This is a genomic window from Roseburia sp. TF10-5, from assembly GCF_003462365.1.
Lineage (GTDB): Bacteria > Bacillota > Clostridia > Lachnospirales > Lachnospiraceae > Roseburia > Roseburia faecis.
Map to the genome: position 1 here is coordinate 190,478 of NZ_QTYW01000006.1, position 19,058 is coordinate 209,535.

At 43.7% G+C, this 19,058-nt stretch carries 13 protein-coding genes; all 13 read left to right on the plus strand.

The window, feature by feature from the left end; genetic code table 11:
- Positions 1 to 14 precede the first annotated feature (14 nt).
- The 13 genes from ilvB (at position 15) to pglZ (ending at position 19,028) form a co-directional block, all read left to right on the plus strand.
- Positions 15 to 1,694, plus strand: coding sequence for a biosynthetic-type acetolactate synthase large subunit (gene ilvB, locus DXD06_RS08350; protein ID WP_022045850.1), 1,680 nt, complete (start codon positions 15 to 17; stop codon positions 1,692 to 1,694).
- A 35-nt stretch (positions 1,695 to 1,729) separates the two neighbouring features.
- On the plus strand, positions 1,730 to 2,812 hold the full coding sequence (gene serC, locus DXD06_RS08355; RefSeq protein ID WP_022045851.1) for a 3-phosphoserine/phosphohydroxythreonine transaminase: 1,083 nt from the start codon (positions 1,730 to 1,732) through the stop codon (positions 2,810 to 2,812).
- A gap of 1 nt (position 2,813) precedes the next feature.
- Entirely contained in the window at positions 2,814 to 3,977 is a 1,164-nt protein-coding gene (locus DXD06_RS08360; protein WP_022045852.1) for a phosphoglycerate dehydrogenase, read from the plus strand.
- Positions 3,978 to 4,101: 124 nt separating this feature from the next.
- Entirely contained in the window at positions 4,102 to 5,340 is a 1,239-nt protein-coding gene (locus DXD06_RS08365; RefSeq protein ID WP_117831323.1) for a DUF1015 domain-containing protein, read from the plus strand.
- A gap of 35 nt (positions 5,341 to 5,375) precedes the next feature.
- Positions 5,376 to 6,272, plus strand: a complete 897-nt coding sequence (locus tag DXD06_RS08370; protein ID WP_207747478.1) for a mechanosensitive ion channel family protein — start codon at positions 5,376 to 5,378, stop codon at positions 6,270 to 6,272.
- A 38-nt stretch (positions 6,273 to 6,310) separates the two neighbouring features.
- A complete protein-coding gene (locus DXD06_RS08375) occupies positions 6,311 to 9,238 on the plus strand; it encodes an insulinase family protein (protein ID WP_117831324.1) in 2,928 nt (975 codons plus the stop codon).
- 19 nt (positions 9,239 to 9,257) lie between these two features.
- Positions 9,258 to 10,166: a GTPase Era gene (gene era, locus DXD06_RS08380; RefSeq protein ID WP_022045856.1), complete on the plus strand. Its 909-nt coding sequence runs from the start codon at positions 9,258 to 9,260 to the stop codon at positions 10,164 to 10,166.
- 87 nt (positions 10,167 to 10,253) lie between these two features.
- On the plus strand, positions 10,254 to 10,433 hold the full coding sequence (locus tag DXD06_RS16955) for a YqzL family protein (protein WP_147343617.1): 180 nt from the start codon (positions 10,254 to 10,256) through the stop codon (positions 10,431 to 10,433).
- Positions 10,378 to 11,109, plus strand: coding sequence for a DNA repair protein RecO (gene recO / locus DXD06_RS08385; RefSeq protein ID WP_117831341.1), 732 nt, complete (start codon positions 10,378 to 10,380; stop codon positions 11,107 to 11,109). The genes DXD06_RS16955 and recO overlap by 56 nt, the downstream gene beginning before the upstream one ends.
- A gap of 61 nt (positions 11,110 to 11,170) precedes the next feature.
- Entirely contained in the window at positions 11,171 to 11,962 is a 792-nt protein-coding gene (locus tag DXD06_RS08390) for a hypothetical protein (RefSeq protein ID WP_055262812.1), read from the plus strand.
- Positions 11,963 to 12,020: 58 nt separating this feature from the next.
- Positions 12,021 to 13,418: a glycine--tRNA ligase gene (locus DXD06_RS08395; protein WP_022045860.1), complete on the plus strand. Its 1,398-nt coding sequence runs from the start codon at positions 12,021 to 12,023 to the stop codon at positions 13,416 to 13,418.
- A gap of 234 nt (positions 13,419 to 13,652) precedes the next feature.
- Complete coding sequence (gene ppdK, locus DXD06_RS08400; RefSeq protein WP_055262810.1) at positions 13,653 to 16,298, plus strand: pyruvate, phosphate dikinase; 2,646 nt, start codon at positions 13,653 to 13,655, stop codon at positions 16,296 to 16,298.
- A gap of 735 nt (positions 16,299 to 17,033) precedes the next feature.
- The gene (gene pglZ, locus DXD06_RS08410) at positions 17,034 to 19,028 is read left to right on the plus strand and encodes a BREX-1 system phosphatase PglZ type A (RefSeq protein ID WP_243000943.1); all 1,995 of its coding nucleotides are present in this window, start codon (positions 17,034 to 17,036) and stop codon (positions 19,026 to 19,028) included.
- Positions 19,029 to 19,058: the final 30 nt, after the last annotated feature.

A 19,058-nucleotide genomic window follows, 5' to 3' on the forward strand; every position in this document is an offset into this window, starting at 1 on the left:
TAGAGGGTTAGAAAATGCAGTTGACAGGATCACAGGTGATTATAGAATGCCTGAAAGAACAGGGTGTAGATACCGTTTTCGGATATCCGGGCGGTGCAATCCTGAACGTTTATGATGAATTATACAAACATCCGGAAATCCGGCATGTACTTACATCGCATGAGCAGGGGGCTTCCCATGCAGCAGACGGATATGCCAGAAGTACAGGAAAAGTCGGAGTCTGTATGGCAACAAGCGGACCGGGAGCCACCAATCTGGTGACCGGTATCGCAACTGCGTATATGGATTCCATTCCGATCGTGGCAATCACCTGCAATGTTGGGGTATCACTCCTTGGAAAAGACAGTTTTCAGGAAATTGATATTGCTGGTATCACAACACCGATTACAAAATACAGTTTTATTGTAAAAGATGTAACAAAACTTGCCGATACGATTCGCAGAGCTTTTTCCATTGCGCGGAAAGGACGTCCGGGTCCGGTTCTGGTAGATATCACCAAGGATGTGACTGCCAACAAAACAGAGTATATAAAGAAAGAGCCAAAAATGCCGCAGCCGGATTGTTCGGCATTCAATGAGGATGATTTAAAGAAAGCCATCCAGATGATTGAAAAGGCAAAGAAGCCGTACATATTTGTCGGAGGAGGAGCAATCCTTTCCGGAGCCAGTGAAGTATTAAAGACATTTGTAGAAAAAACAGATGCACCGGTCTGCGACACACTGATGGGAAAAGGTGCATATGATGGAACATCAGAAAACTATACCGGAATGCTTGGAATGCACGGAACAAAGACGTCCAATCTCGGTGTCAGTGAATGTGATCTTCTGATCGCAGTTGGTGTTCGTTTTTCGGACCGTGTACTTGGAAATCCAAAGAAATTTGCAAAACAGGCAAAGATTCTGCAGATTGATATTGATCCGGTAGAAATCAATAAAAATATTATCGTAAATCACAGCATTATCGGGGATGTGGCAATCGTCCTCGGAAAGCTGAATGAAAAACTTGAGCAGCAGAAACATACCGAGTGGCTTTCCCATATTGCGGATTATCAGAAGATGTATCCTATGACCATTCCAAAGGAAGGGTTAAGTGGTCCGTTTATGATCGCAAAGATCTATGAGATGGCAAAAGATGCCATTATGGTCACGGAAGTCGGTCAGCATCAGATGTGGGCTGCACAGTATTTTAAATACAGTAAACCAAGAACCCTGCTGACATCCGGAGGTCTTGGTACGATGGGGTATGGTCTTGGCGCTGCAATTGGTGCACAGACTGCAAATCCGGATAAGCAGGTGATCAATATTGCGGGAGACGGATGTTTCCGCATGAATATGAATGAACTTGCAACAGCATCCAGACAAAAGCTTCCGTTGATTGAAGTGATTGTCAATAACCATGTACTCGGAATGGTCCGCCAGTGGCAGACACTTTTCTATAAACAGCATTATTCCGCAACGGTTTTAGATGACGGTGTGGACTACGTAAAGATTGCAGAGGCGATGGGCGCAGCTGCCCGGCGTGTGACAACACAGGAAGAGTTTAACGCAGCTTTTCAGGAAGCATTGGAAAGTAAGACGCCGTTTGTAATTGACGCAATTGTGGATTCGGATGACAAGGTATGGCCGATGGTTGCACCGGGGGCTCCGATCAATGAATGTTTCGATGGAAAAGATTTCGAGAGCAAGAATAAATAAGCAACAGCATAGTAAAATATAGGAGGAAGTTTGAAATGAGCAGAGTATACAATTTCTCAGCAGGACCGGCAGTATTGCCGGAGGAGGTACTGCAGGAAGCAGCAGATGAAATGTTGGATTACAGAGGATGCGGCATGTCCGTTATGGAAATGAGCCACAGATCCAAAGTATTCGATGACATCATCAAGGATGCAGAAAAAGATTTAAGAGAGCTGATGAACATTCCGGATAATTATAAGGTATTGTTCTTACAGGGTGGAGCATCCCAGCAGTTTGCAGCAGTTCCTATGAACCTGATGAAGAATAAGAAAGCCGGATACATTGTCACAGGACAGTGGGCAAAGAAGGCTTATCAGGAAGCACAGATGTACGGAGAGGCAATTGAGCTTGCATCCTCTGCAGATCAGACATTCTCTTATATTCCGGATTGTTCCGATCTGGATATTCCGGATGATCTGGATTACGTTTATATCTGTGAGAACAACACCATTTACGGAACCAAATACAAGAAGCTTCCAAACACAAAGGGAAAGACACTGGTAGCAGATGTATCTTCCTGCTTCTTATCTGAGCCTGTAGATGTGACAAAGTATGGCGTCATCTATGGTGGCGTACAGAAGAATATCGGACCGGCAGGTGTTGTAATCGTAATTGCACGGGAAGACCTGATTACAGATGATGTACTTCCTGGCACACCAACCATGCTCAAGTGGAAGACACAGGCAGACAAAGACAGCCTGTACAACACACCGCCATGCTACGGCATTTATATCTGCGGTAAAGTCTTTAAGTGGCTGAAAAAGATGGGCGGCTTAGAGGAAATGCAGAGACGCAACATTGAAAAAGCAAAGATCCTTTATGATTTCCTGGATGAGAGCAAACTGTTCAAGGGAACTGTCAGAAAAGAAGACCGTTCACTGATGAATGTACCGTTCGTAACCGGAGACAAGGATATGGATGCGAAATTCGTAAAAGAGGCAACCGAGGCTGGCTTCGTAAACCTGAAAGGACATCGTACCGTTGGCGGTATGCGTGCATCCATTTACAACGCAATGCCAAAAGAGGGCGTAGAAAAGCTTGTTGCGTTCATGAAGAAATTTGAGAAGGAGAATGCATAAAATGTTTAATTATACATGCTTAAATCCTATCGCTGGGGTAGGTCTGGATTTATTTTCTGATGATTACAAAAAAGTAGACGATCTGGCAGGCGCTGATGCAGCACTTGTCCGCAGTGCGGCAATGCACGATCTGGATCTTCCGGATTCACTGCTTGCAGTTGCCCGTGCCGGTGCAGGTGTCAACAATATTCCGCTTGACAAATGTGCTGACAAAGGTATCGTTGTATTTAATACACCGGGTGCAAATGCCAATGGTGTAAAAGAACTTGTTTTTGCAGGAATGTTATATGCATCCCGCGATATTGTCGGTGGTATTGACTGGTGTCTGGCAAACCAGAACGATGATAACATTGCAAAAACTGCAGAGAAACAGAAGAAGAACTTTGCAGGAACAGAGATTTCCGGAAAGAAATTAGGTGTCATCGGACTTGGAGCCATCGGTGTGCTCGTAGCAAATGCCGCAACCCATATGGGTATGGAAGTATATGGATATGATCCATATATTTCTGTCAATGCTGCATGGAACTTATCCAGAAGCGTAAAGCATATCAGCAATGTAGAAGATATTTACAAAGAGTGCGATTACATTACGATCCATGTACCTCTTTTGGATTCTACCAGAAAGATGATTGATGCCAATGCGATCGCAATGATGAAGCCTACCGCAATTGTATTAAACTTTGCAAGAGATCTGCTGGTAGACGAAGAGGCAATGGTTGATGCGCTGGCTGCAGGAAAGATTAAGAAATATGTTTCTGATTTCCCGAATACTACAACCGTTGGAGCAAAGGGATGTATTGTCACTCCACATCTTGGAGCATCTACAGCAGAGTCTGAAGACAACTGCGCAATTATGGCTGTCCGTGAGATTCGTGACTACATGGAGAATGGTAATATTACCCATTCTGTCAATTATCCGGACTGCAACATGGGAGCATGTACCACAGCCGGACGTGTTGCAATTCTGCACAAGAATGTCAAGGGTATGATCGGCCAGTATACGACCGTTCTTGGAGAGGCAGATATCAATGTGTCAGATATGACAAATAAGGCAAAGGGTGACTATGCATATGCACTGATCGATGTGGATTCCCAAATTACCGATGATGTGCTGAAAAAACTGCAGGCAATTGACGATGTATTGCGTGTACGCCTTGTAAAATAACAGAAAAGATAAGCATTTTGCTGTATGGCGGTTCGAAAGAACCGCCATATTTTTTCTTGTATAAACGTATTTTTTCCATTATACTAGAAAGGTATAGAAACCAGCACAATTTATGGAGGATAATATGGCAGACATAAAACCATTTGTATGTGTCAGACCGGCAGAAGATGTAGTATCTGCAGTGGCGGCATTACCATATGATGTATATAACAGAGAAGAAGCAAAAGAAGTTGTGGCAAAAAATCCAAAATCATTTCTGGCAATTGACCGTGCGGAGACACAGTTTCCGGATGATGTGGATACCTATGATGACAGAGTATATGCCAAAGCGGCACAGATGTTAAAAGACTGGATCGCTGACGGCACATTTATTCGGGATAACAGGGAATGTTATTACATATATGAACTGACGATGGATGGAAGAACACAGACCGGCATTGCGGCATGTGCATCCATTGATGATTATGCGAATCAGGTCATCAAAAAACATGAGAATACCCGTGCGGATAAGGAACAGGATCGTATCCGTCACGTAGATACGTGCAGTGCACAGACCGGACCGATTTTTCTGGCATACCGTGCCAATGCCGTGATCAATGAGGTTGTGGCAAAGACAAAGAAACAGGATGCCTTATATGATTTTGTTGCGGAAGATGGTATTCGCCACCGTGTTTTTGTAATATCCGATCCGGAAGATATCCAGACGATCCGGAATGCATTTGCACAGATTGGGGAAATCTATATTGCAGACGGACATCACAGAGCTGCTTCTGCGGTAAAAGTCGGATTTAAGCGGAGAGAAGAACATCCAGGATATACCGGAAAAGAAGAATTTAATTATTTCCTTTCCGTTTTATTCCCGGATGAGGAACTGATGATCATGGATTACAACCGTGTGGTACGGGATCTGGGCGGTATGACCGAAGAGGCATTTTTATCAAAAATGCAGGAACTCTTTGATGTGCAGAAAATCGAAAATGGAAACGATGTACGACCGGTGAAAAAGGGACAATTTTCCATGTTCCTTTCTGATAAATGGTATCGTTGTACCATGCGCCCGGAGTCGGTTCCGGAGGATCCGGTAGAAGGACTGGACGTATCGGTATTGCAGAATGTACTTTTGGCACCGGTACTTGGAATCGGTGATCCAAAGACAGATAAAAGAATTGATTTTGTCGGCGGAATCCGTGGCATGAAAGAGTTAGAAAGAAGATGCCATGAGGACTGCCAGGTTGCATTTGCCATGTATCCGACATCCATTCAGGAGTTATTTGCTGTGGCGGATGCGGGACGTCTCATGCCGCCGAAATCTACCTGGTTTGAGCCGAAACTCCGCAGTGGATTATTCATACATGAGATTTAAAGAATGGCATTATAGGACATAAATGGAGAAATACATTGGGAATTTTAATAACAGACCAACTGACACAGCTTAGCACTGAGAGTGAAGTGTTAAATGAAGTGGCGAAAAATCCGGGAATTATCCGGAAATATTTACAGGATCTGACACCATCTCTGCTGGGGTTTCTCGTTCAGCTGATGATTGCAGTGATTATTCTTCTGGTAGGCAGCCGGATGATCAAAATGCTGGTGAAAATGGTGCGCCGTTTCTTAGAGCGCGGAAAAGTAGAAGCCGGTGTGGTTTCCTTTCTGAGTTCTTTTGTGAAATATGCGCTCTATTTTGTGCTGGCAATGATTATTCTGGGGCAGTTTGGCGTGACGACAAGCTCTGTGATTGCCGTGCTGGGGTCCGCAGGACTTACCATGGGACTGGCACTGCAGGGAAGCCTTTCTAATTTTGCCGGTGGTGTTCTGATTTTGTTGCTGAAACCATTTGTGGTAGGCGATTATATATTGGATAATGCTTCATCGGAAGAAGGAACTGTAAAGGAGATTACCATTTTTTACACCAAGCTGCTTACCATTGATAACAAACTGATCCTGATTCCGAATGGAAGTCTGTCCAACAGCAGTATCACCAATTACAGCCATATGGATATGCGACGGATTGATCTGACTGTCGGGGTTGGCTATGCATCGGATTTGTCAAAGGTTAAAGCAGTGCTTAAGGGTGTGGTAAAGACAGAAACCGCAGTGATAAAGGATGAACCGGTCGATATTTTTGTATCGGATCTGGGGGATAGTGCCGTAGATATGGGCATTCGCGTATGGGTAAAAACAGAAGATTACTGGCCGGTGCGGTGGCGTTTGCTGGAACAGATGAAAAATGCACTGGATGAAAATGGAATTTCGATTCCATTCCCACAGATGGATGTATCGATTCGGAAAGAATAAAACTATTCCGTTGAAATAAAAATGGAAGGATGAGAAATATGGATAAATTGAAATTGTCAGCATATGAAATAATAGAAGTAAGAAAGATTGCGGATATTGAATCCATGGGATATATTCTGCGACATAAAAAAAGCGGAGCACGCGTGTGTGTCATTTCCAATGAAGATGACAATAAGGTGTTTTCGATCGGATTTCGGACACCCCCGGAAGATGAGACAGGAGTTCCGCATATTATCGAGCATACCACGCTTTGCGGATCGGATAAATTTCCGGTCAAAGACCCTTTTATTGAGCTTGCCAAAGGGTCACTCAATACGTTTTTGAATGCAATGACATATCCGGAAAAAACACTGTATCCGGTAGCAAGTTATAATGAGCGGGATTTTAAAAATCTGATGGAGGTATATCTGGATGCGGTATTCCATCCAAATATTACAAAGTATAAAGAGATTTTTATGCAGGAAGGCTGGCACTATGAGCTGGAGTCAGAAGATGCACCGCTGACCATCAACGGCGTTGTATACAATGAAATGAAGGGGGCATATTCCTCCCCGGATGAAGTGCTTGAGACGGCAATTATGGAAGCACTGTTTCCGGACAATACCTACAGCAAAAATTCCGGAGGAAACCCGGAAAAAATACCGGAACTGACGTATGAAAATTATCTTGCGTTTTATCACAAATATTATCACCCATGCAACTCCTATATTTATCTGTACGGAGATATGGATATAGAAGAGCGGCTCACCTGGCTGGATGAGGAATATTTAAGCCATTATGATGCAAATGAAGTGGAAGTACATTCACAAATCCAGTTGCAAAAGCCATTTGACGCGGTAGTATCCGAGCGCAGAACGTATCCGATCACAGAGGATGAACCGGAGGAGAAGCACACGTATCTTTCTTACAATAAAGTGGTGGGAACCGTTCTTGACCGTGAATTGTATCAGGCATTTTCGGTACTGGATTATGTCCTTGTCAGTGCGCCGGGAGCACCGGTACGCCAGGCACTGATTGATGCGGGAATCGGGGAAGATGTCTACGGATCTTTTGAGGATGGCATGCTTCAGCCGATGTTCTCCATTGTCGCTAAGAATGCCGATGAGTCTGATCAGACCCGTTTTGTGCAGATTATCGAGGAAACCTTACAGAAGCTGGTAAAGGAAGGTCTGAATCAGGATTCCCTTCTTGCAGGAATTAACAGTGCGGAATTCCGGTTCCGGGAAGCAGATTACGGACAGTTTCCGAAGGGACTTTTGTATGGACTGCAGTGTATGGAAAGCTGGCTGTTTGATGATACCAAGCCGTTTATTCATCTGGAATGTCTGGATACATTACAGTTTTTGCGGGAGCAGATCAAAACCGGATATTTTGAAGATCTGATTCAGAAGTATCTGCTTGACAATGCGCATGGTGCTGTGGTTGTGGTTGCGCCGGAGAAGGGGCTTAACCGTGCCAAAGAACAGGCACTGGCAGAAAAACTTGCAGCATACAAGGCCGGATTGAGTGACGAAGAGGTGCAGGCGCTGATTGCCCAGACCAGACATCTGCGGGAATATCAGGAAGAACCGTCAAAGGAAGAAGATCTGTTGAAAATTCCGATGCTTGGCAGAGAGGATATGAAAAAAGAAGCCATGCCGTTTTCCAATAAGGAGGAGAACATGGGAGAAATTCCGGTTGTCCGGCATGAGGCACCGGCAAATGGCATCGATTATATTACTCTGATGTTTGAGTGCAATGACATTGCAGAGGAGGAGGTTCCGTACCTTGGACTTCTGCGCGCGGTACTCGGATATGTCAATACCAGATCCTACAGTTATGCCGATCTTGCAAATGCCATCAATATTTATACCGGCGGAATTACCAGTGGGGTCAGCATGTATCCGGATCTGAAAAATCACGATGCGATGGCAGTTAAATTTGAGATCCGCATGAAAGTGCTTGAGAGCAATCTGGAGCATGCCATGAAACTGGCAGAGGAAATCTTAAACAGTTCGGATCTGCACGATACCAAACGACTGGCTGAACTGATTGCACAGGTGAAATCCAGACTGCAGGTGAACTTAAGCAGCAGCGGGCACACGGTAGCTGCAATGCGTGCACTTTCTTACGAATCTGTTTATGCATTTTATAATGATGCGACAATTGGTATTGCATACAATCAGATGATCCGCAGACTGGATGAACAGATGAAAGAGAATCCGCAGGCGGTAGCCGAAAAACTGCAGCAGCTGATAGAAAAAGTATTTGTCAGAAAGAGAATGCTCGTCAGCTTTACCGGAGAAGAAGGCTCTTATGAAAAAGCTTCCCCGATCATGCAGAAGTATCTGGAGAAACTTCCGGAAGGAACACCGGCGCAGGCTGCAATCCATCCGGTGCTTTCTAAGAAAAATGAGGGATTTACGGACGCCTCCCAGATCCAGTATGTGGCAAGATCCGGTAACTTTATCCGCCATGGATACGCATATCACGGAACCTTAAAGATTTTAAAAATGATTTTAAGCTATGAATATCTGTGGATGAATATCCGTGTAAAGGGCGGTGCATATGGATGTATGAGTTCTTTCCTTAGAACCGGAGACAGTTATTTTGTATCTTACCGGGACCCGAATCTGGCAAAGACCAATGCCGTCTATGAGAAAATTCCGGAATATGTAGCATCCTTTGATCCGGATGAGCGTGATATGACAAAATATATCATTGGCACGTTTGGAGCTTTAGATACACCGTTAAACCCGGAAGCAAAGGGAAGCCGTTCGATGGCTGCTTATCTGGAACATCTGACCTATGAGGAAATCCAGAAAGAGCGTGACGAGATACTGACAGCGACACCGGCAGATATCCGCAGTCTTTCGGATCTGATCGCCTCGATCCTTTCCGATCAGTGTCTGTGTGTAGTGGGAAATGAGCATGCAATCCGTGAAGAAAGCGGTATGTTTACCTCAATTCAGGGACTGTGCGAATAGCACGATAAAGGAGATACAAATGACAGCAGCAAATTTTAAGTCAGGGTTTGTTACAATTATCGGCAGACCAAATGTAGGAAAATCAACGTTGATGAACCGTCTGATCGGACAGAAGATTGCAATCACATCCAATAAGCCGCAGACAACCAGAAACCGGATCCAGACCGTGTATACGGATATGGAGCGTGGACAGATCGTTTTTCTTGACACGCCGGGAATTCACAAAGCAAAAAATAAGCTTGGTGAATATATGGTAAATGTTGCAGAAAAGACACTGAACGAGGTGGATGTCGTATTGTGGCTGGTGGAGCCGAGTAATTTTATCGGTGCGGGGGAACAGCACATTGTAGAACAGCTGAAAAAAGTTCAGACGCCTGTGATTCTTGTGATCAATAAAGTTGATACCGTGGAAAAAGACAAGGTACTGGAGTTTATCGATACCTACCGCAAGATTTATGATTTCGCGGAGATTATTCCGACTTCCGCCCTTCGCGGACAGAATGTGGATGACGTGATTGATTCTATTTTTAAGTATCTTCCGTATGGTCCGCAGTTTTATGACGAGGATACGATTACCGATCAGCCGGAGCGTGCGATCTGTGCGGAGATCATAAGAGAAAAAGCACTTCATGCGTTAAGCGATGAAGTACCGCATGGAATTGCTGTTGCCATCGACCAGATGAAACCGCGCAAAGGCGGAAAGATGTATGATATCGACGCAACGATTGTGTGTGAACGGGATTCCCACAAGGGAATTATTATCGGAAAGCAGGGGTCGATGCTTAAAAAGATCGGAACCAATGCGCGTTACGAGATGGAAAAAATGCTGGATGCCAAAGTGAATTTAAAACTTTGGGTGAAGGTGAAGAAAGACTGGAGAGACAGTGATTTTCTGATTAAAAATTTCGGGTATCGGGAGGAAGAATAAAAGATAAAGATCAGATGATGGGTTTCCAATATTTTTCGGGAATAGAATTACTGCCATTGCAGACGATAGTAATGGAGGTAAGGTGCAATGGAGAAAACCTGGGAAACATTCTGGACAACAGGAAAAGTTACCGATTATCTGACTTATCGGAATGAAGTGACGGATGCCGCAGGAAGTGGCGGAGGTTACGGACAGAAGGAACAGCAGAAGTATGAGTCAGTCTGTGATAGTGATGGGCATGGTTTTAACAGCCATGCCTGTCAATGATTATGACAAAAGAATAACGATTCTGACAAAGGAAAGGGGAAAAATCACAGCGTTTGCCAGAGGTTCCAGACGACCGTCGAGCCAGCTGCTGGCAGCGACGAATCCCTTTGCCTTTGGCGAATTCGAAGTGTTTGAGGGAAGAAATTCCTATAATGTTACCAAAGCAAACATCCAGAACTATTTTCGTGAACTGGTTTTGGATCTGGATGCTGCATCGCTTGCGTTCTACTTTGCAGAATTCGCGGAATATTATTGTCAGGAAAATAACGATGAGCGGGAAATGCTTAAGCTTTTGTACCAGTCGTTTCGTGCACTGGAAAACAGCAGGTATTCCAAAGAACTTGTGCGTGCAGTGTTTGAACTAAAAGCCATAACCATCAATGGAGAAGGACCGCAGGTGTTTGCCTGTATGCATTGTCATGCGAAAGAAGACCTGTGTTTCTTTTCGGTGAAAAGGGGAGGCATCTTCTGCAGAACCTGTGCGAAGGAAGTACAGGGCATGTATATTTCCGATTCCACGCGATATACGATGCAGTATATCATATCCACACCTGTCGCCAGATTATACTCGTTTACCGTTTCAGAGGAAGTACTAAAGGAACTGAAGATGATTATGAAAGAATATATGGCGTATTATGTGCATCATGACTTTAAGTCCCTTTCGATTTTCGGTTGAAATGGGAATATGAAAAGTGTATAATATCATGGATTGTGAATAGAGGAGGATTTGTGAAATCATGAAGAAATTCGGTCAGATCGTGCTGGTATTTCTGCTTAGTGTAGGAATGTTTACCGGTTGCGGCACTTCTTACAAAGCGGATGAAAGCACAGTTTTTGTACTGAAAGATGGAAAAATCGTGTCTACCGATGTGGAAAATTTTGACGAAAAGACATATGATAAAGACGGATTGAAAGAATATGTCAAAAATGAAATAGATACCTATAATGAGAAAAACGGAAAGGGAAGTGTTTCGCTGAAAAAACTCGACACAGGAGAAAAAAAGGCAACGCTTACCATTGCGTACCGTACAGCCGAAGATTATCAGAAATTTAATGATATGGAACTGTATACGGGAAGTGTTGCAGAAGCACTGGCCGCAGGGTATTCTTTTGACGGATCGTTTGCATCCGTAAAAAACGGAAAGATCAAAGCGTGTGAGAGCAGCGCATTTCTGGATGACTCCAGCTACAAAGTGGTTGTAATCCGTGGAAATACAAATGTAAAAGTAAAAGGAACCATCTGTTATGTATCCACGACAAATACCAGTTATGTGGATGCACAGACCATTGCAATCAAAGAAGGAACGTCCCTTCTTGCAGCGGAAAAAACAACAGAGGGAACGGAAAGTGCCACAGAGGCAGCAGGCACACAGATTGAGGAAACGACAGGAGCGGTATCCGATGACGATCTGATCGATGTTACGGAGCAGGAATCCGAAGTGAAGTTTCAGTTTGATGAGGAAGATACCAGTACCGATGATGCCACAGGCGAATTCAGTCAGGTATATACCTATATAATTTATAAGTAACTCAGATCCAGCCTTTGGGCGGATCAGAAAATACATAATAGAATGTGAGGATTACATAATGGAAAAGACGATGGACAAAATTGTGCAGGTAGCAAAAGCAAGAGGTTTTGTATATCCGGGATCTGAAATCTACGGAGGTCTTGCAAATACATGGGATTACGGAAATCTTGGTGTAGAACTGAAAAACAATGTGAAGCGTGCATGGTGGAAGAAGTTCATACAGGAAAACCCATACAATGTTGGTGTGGACTGCGCCATCCTGATGAACCCACAGACCTGGGTTGCTTCCGGACATCTGGGAGGTTTTTCTGATCCGCTGATGGATTGTAAAGAATGTCATGAGCGTTTCCGTGCAGATAAGCTGATCGAAGATTTTGCACAGGAGAATAACATCGAGTTGGACGGATCCGTAGATGGATGGTCCAATGAGAAAATGGTAGATTTTATCGAAAGTCATAACATTCCATGTCCTTCCTGCGGTAAGCATAATTTTACAGACATCCGTCAGTTTAATCTGATGTTTAAGACATTCCAGGGAGTTACGGAAGATGCAAAAAATACCGTATATCTTCGTCCGGAAACCGCACAGGGTATTTTCGTTAACTTCAAAAATGTGCAGAGAACTTCCCGTAAGAAGATTCCGTTTGGAATTGGACAGATCGGCAAGTCTTTCCGTAATGAGATTACACCGGGTAACTTCACATTCCGTACGAGAGAGTTTGAGCAGATGGAGCTGGAATTTTTCTGTGAGCCGGGTACCGATTTAGAGTGGTTCCAGTACTGGAGAGCGTTCTGCCGTGACTGGCTGTTATCTCTGGGAATTAAGGAAGACGAGATGCGTCTGCGTGATCATTCTGCCGAGGAACTGTGTTTCTATTCTAAGGGAACGACAGATATTGAATTCTTATTCCCGTTTGGATGGGGGGAACTCTGGGGGATTGCCGACCGTACCGATTACGATCTGACACAGCATCAGAATGTGTCCGGTCAGGATATGACGTATTTTGATGATACGAAGGGGGAGAAGTATATTCCTTACGTTATTGAGCCATCACTTGGTGCTGATCGTGTGGTTCTGGCATTTTTATGTGCTGCATACGATGAGGAAAATATCGGAACAGAGGAAAAGCCGGACGTAAGAACCGTTTTCCATTTCCATCCGGCACTTGCTCCGGTTAAGATCGGTGTGCTTCCGTTATCCAAGAAGTTAAATGAGGGTGCGGAAAAAGTATATGCCCAGCTGGCAAAGAAATACAATTGTGAGTTTGATGACAGAGGAACGATCGGAAAGCGTTACCGCCGTCAGGATGAGATTGGTACACCATTCTGTGTTACCTATGATTTTGATTCCGAAGAGGATGGAGCCGTTACCGTACGTGACCGTGACACCATGCAGCAGGAAAGAATTAAAATCGATGAGCTGGATGCATATTTTGAGAAAAAATTTGAATTTTAATATCGCATAAATAAAAGTCTGCCCTGTGGATTACAAAACGGATGGTTTGCGTCCGGCTCTGTGATTCATGGGGCATAACTATGGTAAAAAATGCTTGCGAAATGCGAATTCTGTGTTACAATAAGTATAGCATAGTCGTGAAGTCTGTGTTCACGGCTCAGCTTTATGAAAAACGGATCATGTTATTCGTTTTTCGAATTTATACAATAAACAAATATTAGGAGGAATTGTCAAATGGCAAACAAGTGGGTATACACCTTCAAAGAAGGTAACATGACCATGCGTAACCTTCTCGGTGGTAAGGGTGCTAACCTTGCTGAGATGACTGAAATTGGTCTTCCAGTACCACAGGGATTCACCATCACAACTGAGGCATGTACTCAGTACTATGAGGATGGACGTAAAATCAATGATGAAATTATGGCTCAGGCTATGGAAGGTGTAGCTTGGATGGAAAAAGAGAACGGCAAGAAGTTCGGTGATCTTAAGAATCCTCTTCTTGTATCTGTACGTTCCGGAGCACGTGCTTCTATGCCTGGTATGATGGATACGATCCTTAACCTTGGTCTTAACGACGATGTAGTAGCAGCTATGATCGCTGGTAACCCGGATCCAAAGTTTGAGAGATTCGTATACGATTCATATCGTCGTTTCATTCAGATGTTCTCTGACGTTGTAATGGAAGTTGGTAAGAAATACTTCGAGCAGCTCATCGACAAGATGAAAGCTGACAGAGGTGTTAAGTTTGACGTTGACCTTACAGCAGCAGACTTAAAGGAATTAGCAGAGCAGTTCAAGGCTGAGTACAAGAATCAGTTAGGAACAGAGTTCCCTTCCGATCCTGTAGAGCAGTTAAAGCTTGCAATCGAGGCTGTATTCCGTTCATGGGACAACCCACGTGCTAACGTATATAGAAGAGACAACGATATCCCATATTCCTGGGGAACCGCTGTTAACGTAATGCCAATGGTATTCGGTAACTTAAATGATCAGTCTGGTACAGGTGTTGCCTTCACTCGTGATCCTGCAACTGGCGAGAACAAGCTTATGGGTGAGTTCCTGATCAATGCACAGGGTGAGGACGTAGTTGCCGGTGTTCGTACTCCAATGCCAATCGCTCAGATGGAGCAGGAGTTCCCAGAGGCATATGCTGAGTTCCTTAAGGTTTGTGAGACTCTTGAGAACCATTATCATGATATGCAGGATATGGAGTTTACGGTTGAGAACAAGAAGTTATACATGCTTCAGTGCCGTAACGGTAAGAGAACAGCTCCGGCTGCATTAAAGATCGCTTGCGATTTAGTAGACGAGGGACATAAGACTCCGGAAGAGGCAGTTGCTATGATCGATCCTCGTAACCTTGATACATTATTACATCCACAGTTCGATGCTGCTGCACTTAAAGCTGCAACTCCACTTGGAAAGGGTCTTGGAGCATCTCCAGGAGCTGCTTGTGGTAAGGTCGTATTTACAGCTGACGATGCTGAAAGCTGGGCTGAAAGAGGAGAGAAGGTCGTTCTTGTACGTCTTGAGACATCTCCAGAAGATATCACAGGTATGAAGGCTGCTCAGGGTATCCTTACCGTACGTGGTGGTATGACAAGCCACGCAGCCGTAGTTGCCCGTGGTATGGGTACCTGCTGTGTATCTGGATGTGGCGACATCAACATGGACGAGGAGAACAAGAAGTTCACACTCGCTGGACAGACATTCACAGAGGGATCTGAGATCTCTATCGATGGTACAACTGGTAACATTTACGCTGGACTGATTCCAACCGTAGACGCTTCTATCGCTGGTGAGTTCGGACGTGTTATGGCCTGGGCTGATGAGTTCAGAACTCTTAAGGTTCGTACAAACGCTGATACCCCGGCTGATGCTAAGAAGGCTCGTGAGCTCGGTGCAGAAGGTATCGGACTCTGCCGTACAGAGCATATGTTCTTCGATCCGGAGAGAATCGCTGCTTTCCGTGAGATGATCTGTTCTGATACAGAGGAAGAGAGAGAAGTTGCTCTTAACAAGATTCTTCCATATCAGCAGTCTGACTTCAAGGCTCTCTATGAGGCTCTTGAGGGATGCCCGGTAACCATCCGTTTCCTGGATCCACCTCTTCATGAGTTCGTTCCTACAGAGGACGCTGACATTGAGAAGCTTGCTAAGGCTAAGAATAAATCAGTAGAAGAGATCAAGGCTATCTGTGCATCACTTCATGAGTTCAACCCAATGATGGGACACAGAGGATGCCGTCTTGCTGTTACTTATCCTTCTATTGCCAAGATGCAGACAAAGGCTGTTATCCGTGCAGCGATTGAAGTACAGAAGGAGCATGCAGATTGGACAGTTAAGCCAGAGATCATGATTCCACTTGTATGTGAAGTTAAGGAGCTTAAGTATGTTAAGAATATCGTAGTAGAGACCGCTGATGCTGAGATCGCTGCTGCCGGTGTAAACCTTGAGTACGAGGTTGGTACAATGATCGAGATCCCAAGAGCTGCTCTTACAGCCGATGAGATCGCTACAGAGGCTGACTTCTTCTGCTTCGGTACAAACGATTTAACACAGATGACATTCGGATTCTCCCGTGATGATGCAGGTAAGTTCTTAAATGCTTACTATGATAAGAAGATCTTCGAGAGCGATCCATTCGCTAAGCTTGACCAGACAGGTGTTGGTAAGTTAATGGAGACAGCTATCAAACTTGGTAAGCCGGTTAATCCTAAGCTTCACGTTGGTATCTGTGGTGAGCATGGTGGAGATCCTTCATCTGTTGAGTTCTGCCACAAGATTGGTCTGGATTACGTTTCATGTTCTCCATTCCGTGTACCGATCGCTCGTCTTGCAGCAGCACAGGCAGCAATCGCTGAGAAGGCAGCTAAATAATTTATTGTGAGTCGTTTTGTTGTGAGGCATCTCATAACAGAATAAAGCAGATTTACATGAACCAGATCTAGGCTCGTGTTGCATATCAGCCCCATCATTTGATGGGGCTGATATTTTCTAGTGTGCCGAGCATGGCACTAATCTTACTGGTGAAAGTCCAGTCACGGGTATTTACCGCCAAGTGTAGTGAACCACAAGTCGGTACCAGTAATGGTATGGATGAAGGAAGTGGTGTAACAAAGTTCTTGAGCCTACGTACAGAAACTTGATAAGGCGGGTAAGGTTGCTAGACAAACCAAAGCCCAAAAGGTAAACATAAACCAAAGTTGTAAATCAAGAGGTTGTGGAACGAAAGATTAGCGTCTTACCTCGGGAGACCCTACTCACATACTGAAAGGTATGATCGAAAAAGGTTTAGAGAGGGAGTCAGATGATATCATAGTAGGCGAAAGCCGAAGGACTGAAACGATTTATAGTACGAATCGTTATGTTAAAATAATACATGAGCCAGAAATCGAGTGGACAGGAAAAGTAGGAACGTAACCGAGGAATACTGTTTATACTTAGAGGGGTGTTATGTATGAATTTTAGGATAAGTCAGAGGAGTAACAACAATGGAATTGATTGAAGTGATCTTGTCAAAAGAAAATCTGAACATAGCCTATAAAAAGGTAGTTGCCAATAAAGGTGCGAGTGGTGTTGATGGAGTTACTGTAGAGGAACCATAACAGCATTATGAAAAAACTTGAGACACAGAAAATCGACCGTGTCTTCTGGAGATTCTGCGAGAAGCAGTATGGTTATAAGGATTCCAACCCGACTATTCAGAAGTTCCTTGTAACCATGCTTGTTACTTATATGGATGCTCAGATGAATGGCAACGAGCCTAAGACATGGAAAACTTTTGTTTCCAGCAAGAAGAATGACGCTGTTGTATTCATCAAGAACCTTATGAACAATGAGGAATCCAACGAGTTTTATGACGGATTTGCAAGTAAAGTTGCTGATGAACTTAATGTTGCTGGTCTTATTACACAGATTCCGCTTGCTGATGTTGTTTCTTCAGATGCGCTGAAAGAATTTGATGACAATATTATTGACTGGATTGCAGCTAAACTTGAGGATCAGATGCTTGATGAAAAGATTTCCGGCACGACGATACCGGAAATTTGTGAGATCCGTTCAAAGAGCGGATATCATTTCTCAAGCGTTTATAGAGAAAAATATCAGATGCTCATTGCGGCATATCATGTGCTTAAGGAGGTTTCACTACATAGATACCAGTCTACTATTAAAGAGGCTGTGGAAGATTATGTAGGTGGAACATATCTAATTGATACATATTACCGTAAGTTCTATTACTATTTGGATCGTATCGGAATGGATACGAATATTGAGAAGATTAGAGACCTTGTTGAGAACATGTACACAAATAAGTATCTTACTGACTTTGCAAATAAGTGGAATCAGTCGCTTACAGACGAAGAATATGATGCTTATACAGAAATCAGACAGGAAGAGTTCTTTAGCCATTTCGTAAGACCATTTATGAGTGAATCCGGTGGTGGAAGAGTAGTTGTAATTATTTCTGATGGTATGAGATATGAGTGTGCACGTGAACTTCTTGACAACTTAGATCTTGATGAGAAGTGTGATGCAAAGATAGATCATATGCTCAGTGTGTTGCCTTCAGAGACTACTCTTGGTATGGCGTCACTTCTTCCAAATAAGGCCATTAAAGTTGATGGAAATCTTGATATTTTTGTTGATGATCTTCACTGTGGAAACAGCACAGCTGAGAGACAGAAGATTCTTCAGACTGTTGTGCCAAAGTCAGCTTGCTATGAGTTTGACAGTGTAATGCAGGCAAAACAGGCTGAAATCCGAGAAATGTTTCAGGATAAGGATCTTGTTTATATCTATCAGAACCAGATTGACCAGCGCGGTGAAGGAATGCGCTCTGACAATGAGGTATTTAATGCATGTCAGGAGGCAATCGAAGAGATTCAGACAATGATTCGCAGGCTGACCGGATATATTTTGAATACAAGATATCTGATTACAGCAGATCATGGTTTTATCTATAAACGAGATAAGTTACCTGAAAGCGACAAGATTAAGATGGAGAAGATTACAGCAAGTTTCAAAAACAAGCGATATTTGCTGTCAGAGGAACCAATCTTAAATGACGCACTTGTAAGTAGATGTATGTCTTACCTCAGTAAATTGAATACTGGTTTTGTCACGACTCCAATCGGTGCAGATATTATCAAGATGCCGGGCGGCGGACAGAATTATGTACATGGGGGATCATCTCTTCAGGAGATGGTTGTTCCGGTTATCAAGGTAAATACATTTAAGGGCAAACAGGACACAGGACTTGTAAATGTAGAGCTTTCAAGTTTCCATCACCGAGTAACTAACATTGAAGTTAAGCTTGATTTCATGCAGATGGAGGCTGTAACGGATACTGTTAAACCTCGTAGACTTCAGGCATTTTTCGTAGATGCGGATGGAGCAAAGATAAGTTTCCCTGTACCTATTACGGCAAACATTAAGTCTGCTGATGCAAAGGATCGTTTGATTCAGGTGAAGTTTACTTTGAAGAGTGGTCGCTATAGCCGAGATCAGAAGTATTTCTTGGTTATTGCTGATCAGGACGACGAAAAGAAAGAGTTGCATAGATATAAGTTTGAGATTGATATTGATATCTCAGATATGGTTTACTAAGACTTGGGTTACGCAAGAGAAGGAGGAGCT

Bases quoted from the DNA above. Each gene is read 5' to 3' on its own strand.
- pglZ (WP_243000943.1), top strand. From the start codon at position 17,034: ATGAAAAAACTTGAGACACAGAAAATCGACCGTGTCTTCTGGAGATTC.
- DXD06_RS08360 (WP_022045852.1), top strand. From the start codon at position 2,814: ATGTTTAATTATACATGCTTAAATCCTATCGCTGGGGTAGGTCTGGAT.
- DXD06_RS08365 (WP_117831323.1), top strand. From the start codon at position 4,102: ATGGCAGACATAAAACCATTTGTATGTGTCAGACCGGCAGAAGATGTA.
- recO (WP_117831341.1), top strand. From the start codon at position 10,378: ATGAGTCAGTCTGTGATAGTGATGGGCATGGTTTTAACAGCCATGCCT.
- DXD06_RS08395 (WP_022045860.1), top strand. From the start codon at position 12,021: ATGGAAAAGACGATGGACAAAATTGTGCAGGTAGCAAAAGCAAGAGGT.
- ilvB (WP_022045850.1), top strand. From the start codon at position 15: ATGCAGTTGACAGGATCACAGGTGATTATAGAATGCCTGAAAGAACAG.
- DXD06_RS16955 (WP_147343617.1), top strand. From the start codon at position 10,254: ATGGAGAAAACCTGGGAAACATTCTGGACAACAGGAAAAGTTACCGAT.
- DXD06_RS08375 (WP_117831324.1), top strand. From the start codon at position 6,311: ATGGATAAATTGAAATTGTCAGCATATGAAATAATAGAAGTAAGAAAG.
- era (WP_022045856.1), top strand. From the start codon at position 9,258: ATGACAGCAGCAAATTTTAAGTCAGGGTTTGTTACAATTATCGGCAGA.
- serC (WP_022045851.1), top strand. From the start codon at position 1,730: ATGAGCAGAGTATACAATTTCTCAGCAGGACCGGCAGTATTGCCGGAG.
- ppdK (WP_055262810.1), top strand. From the start codon at position 13,653: ATGGCAAACAAGTGGGTATACACCTTCAAAGAAGGTAACATGACCATG.
- DXD06_RS08390 (WP_055262812.1), top strand. From the start codon at position 11,171: ATGAAGAAATTCGGTCAGATCGTGCTGGTATTTCTGCTTAGTGTAGGA.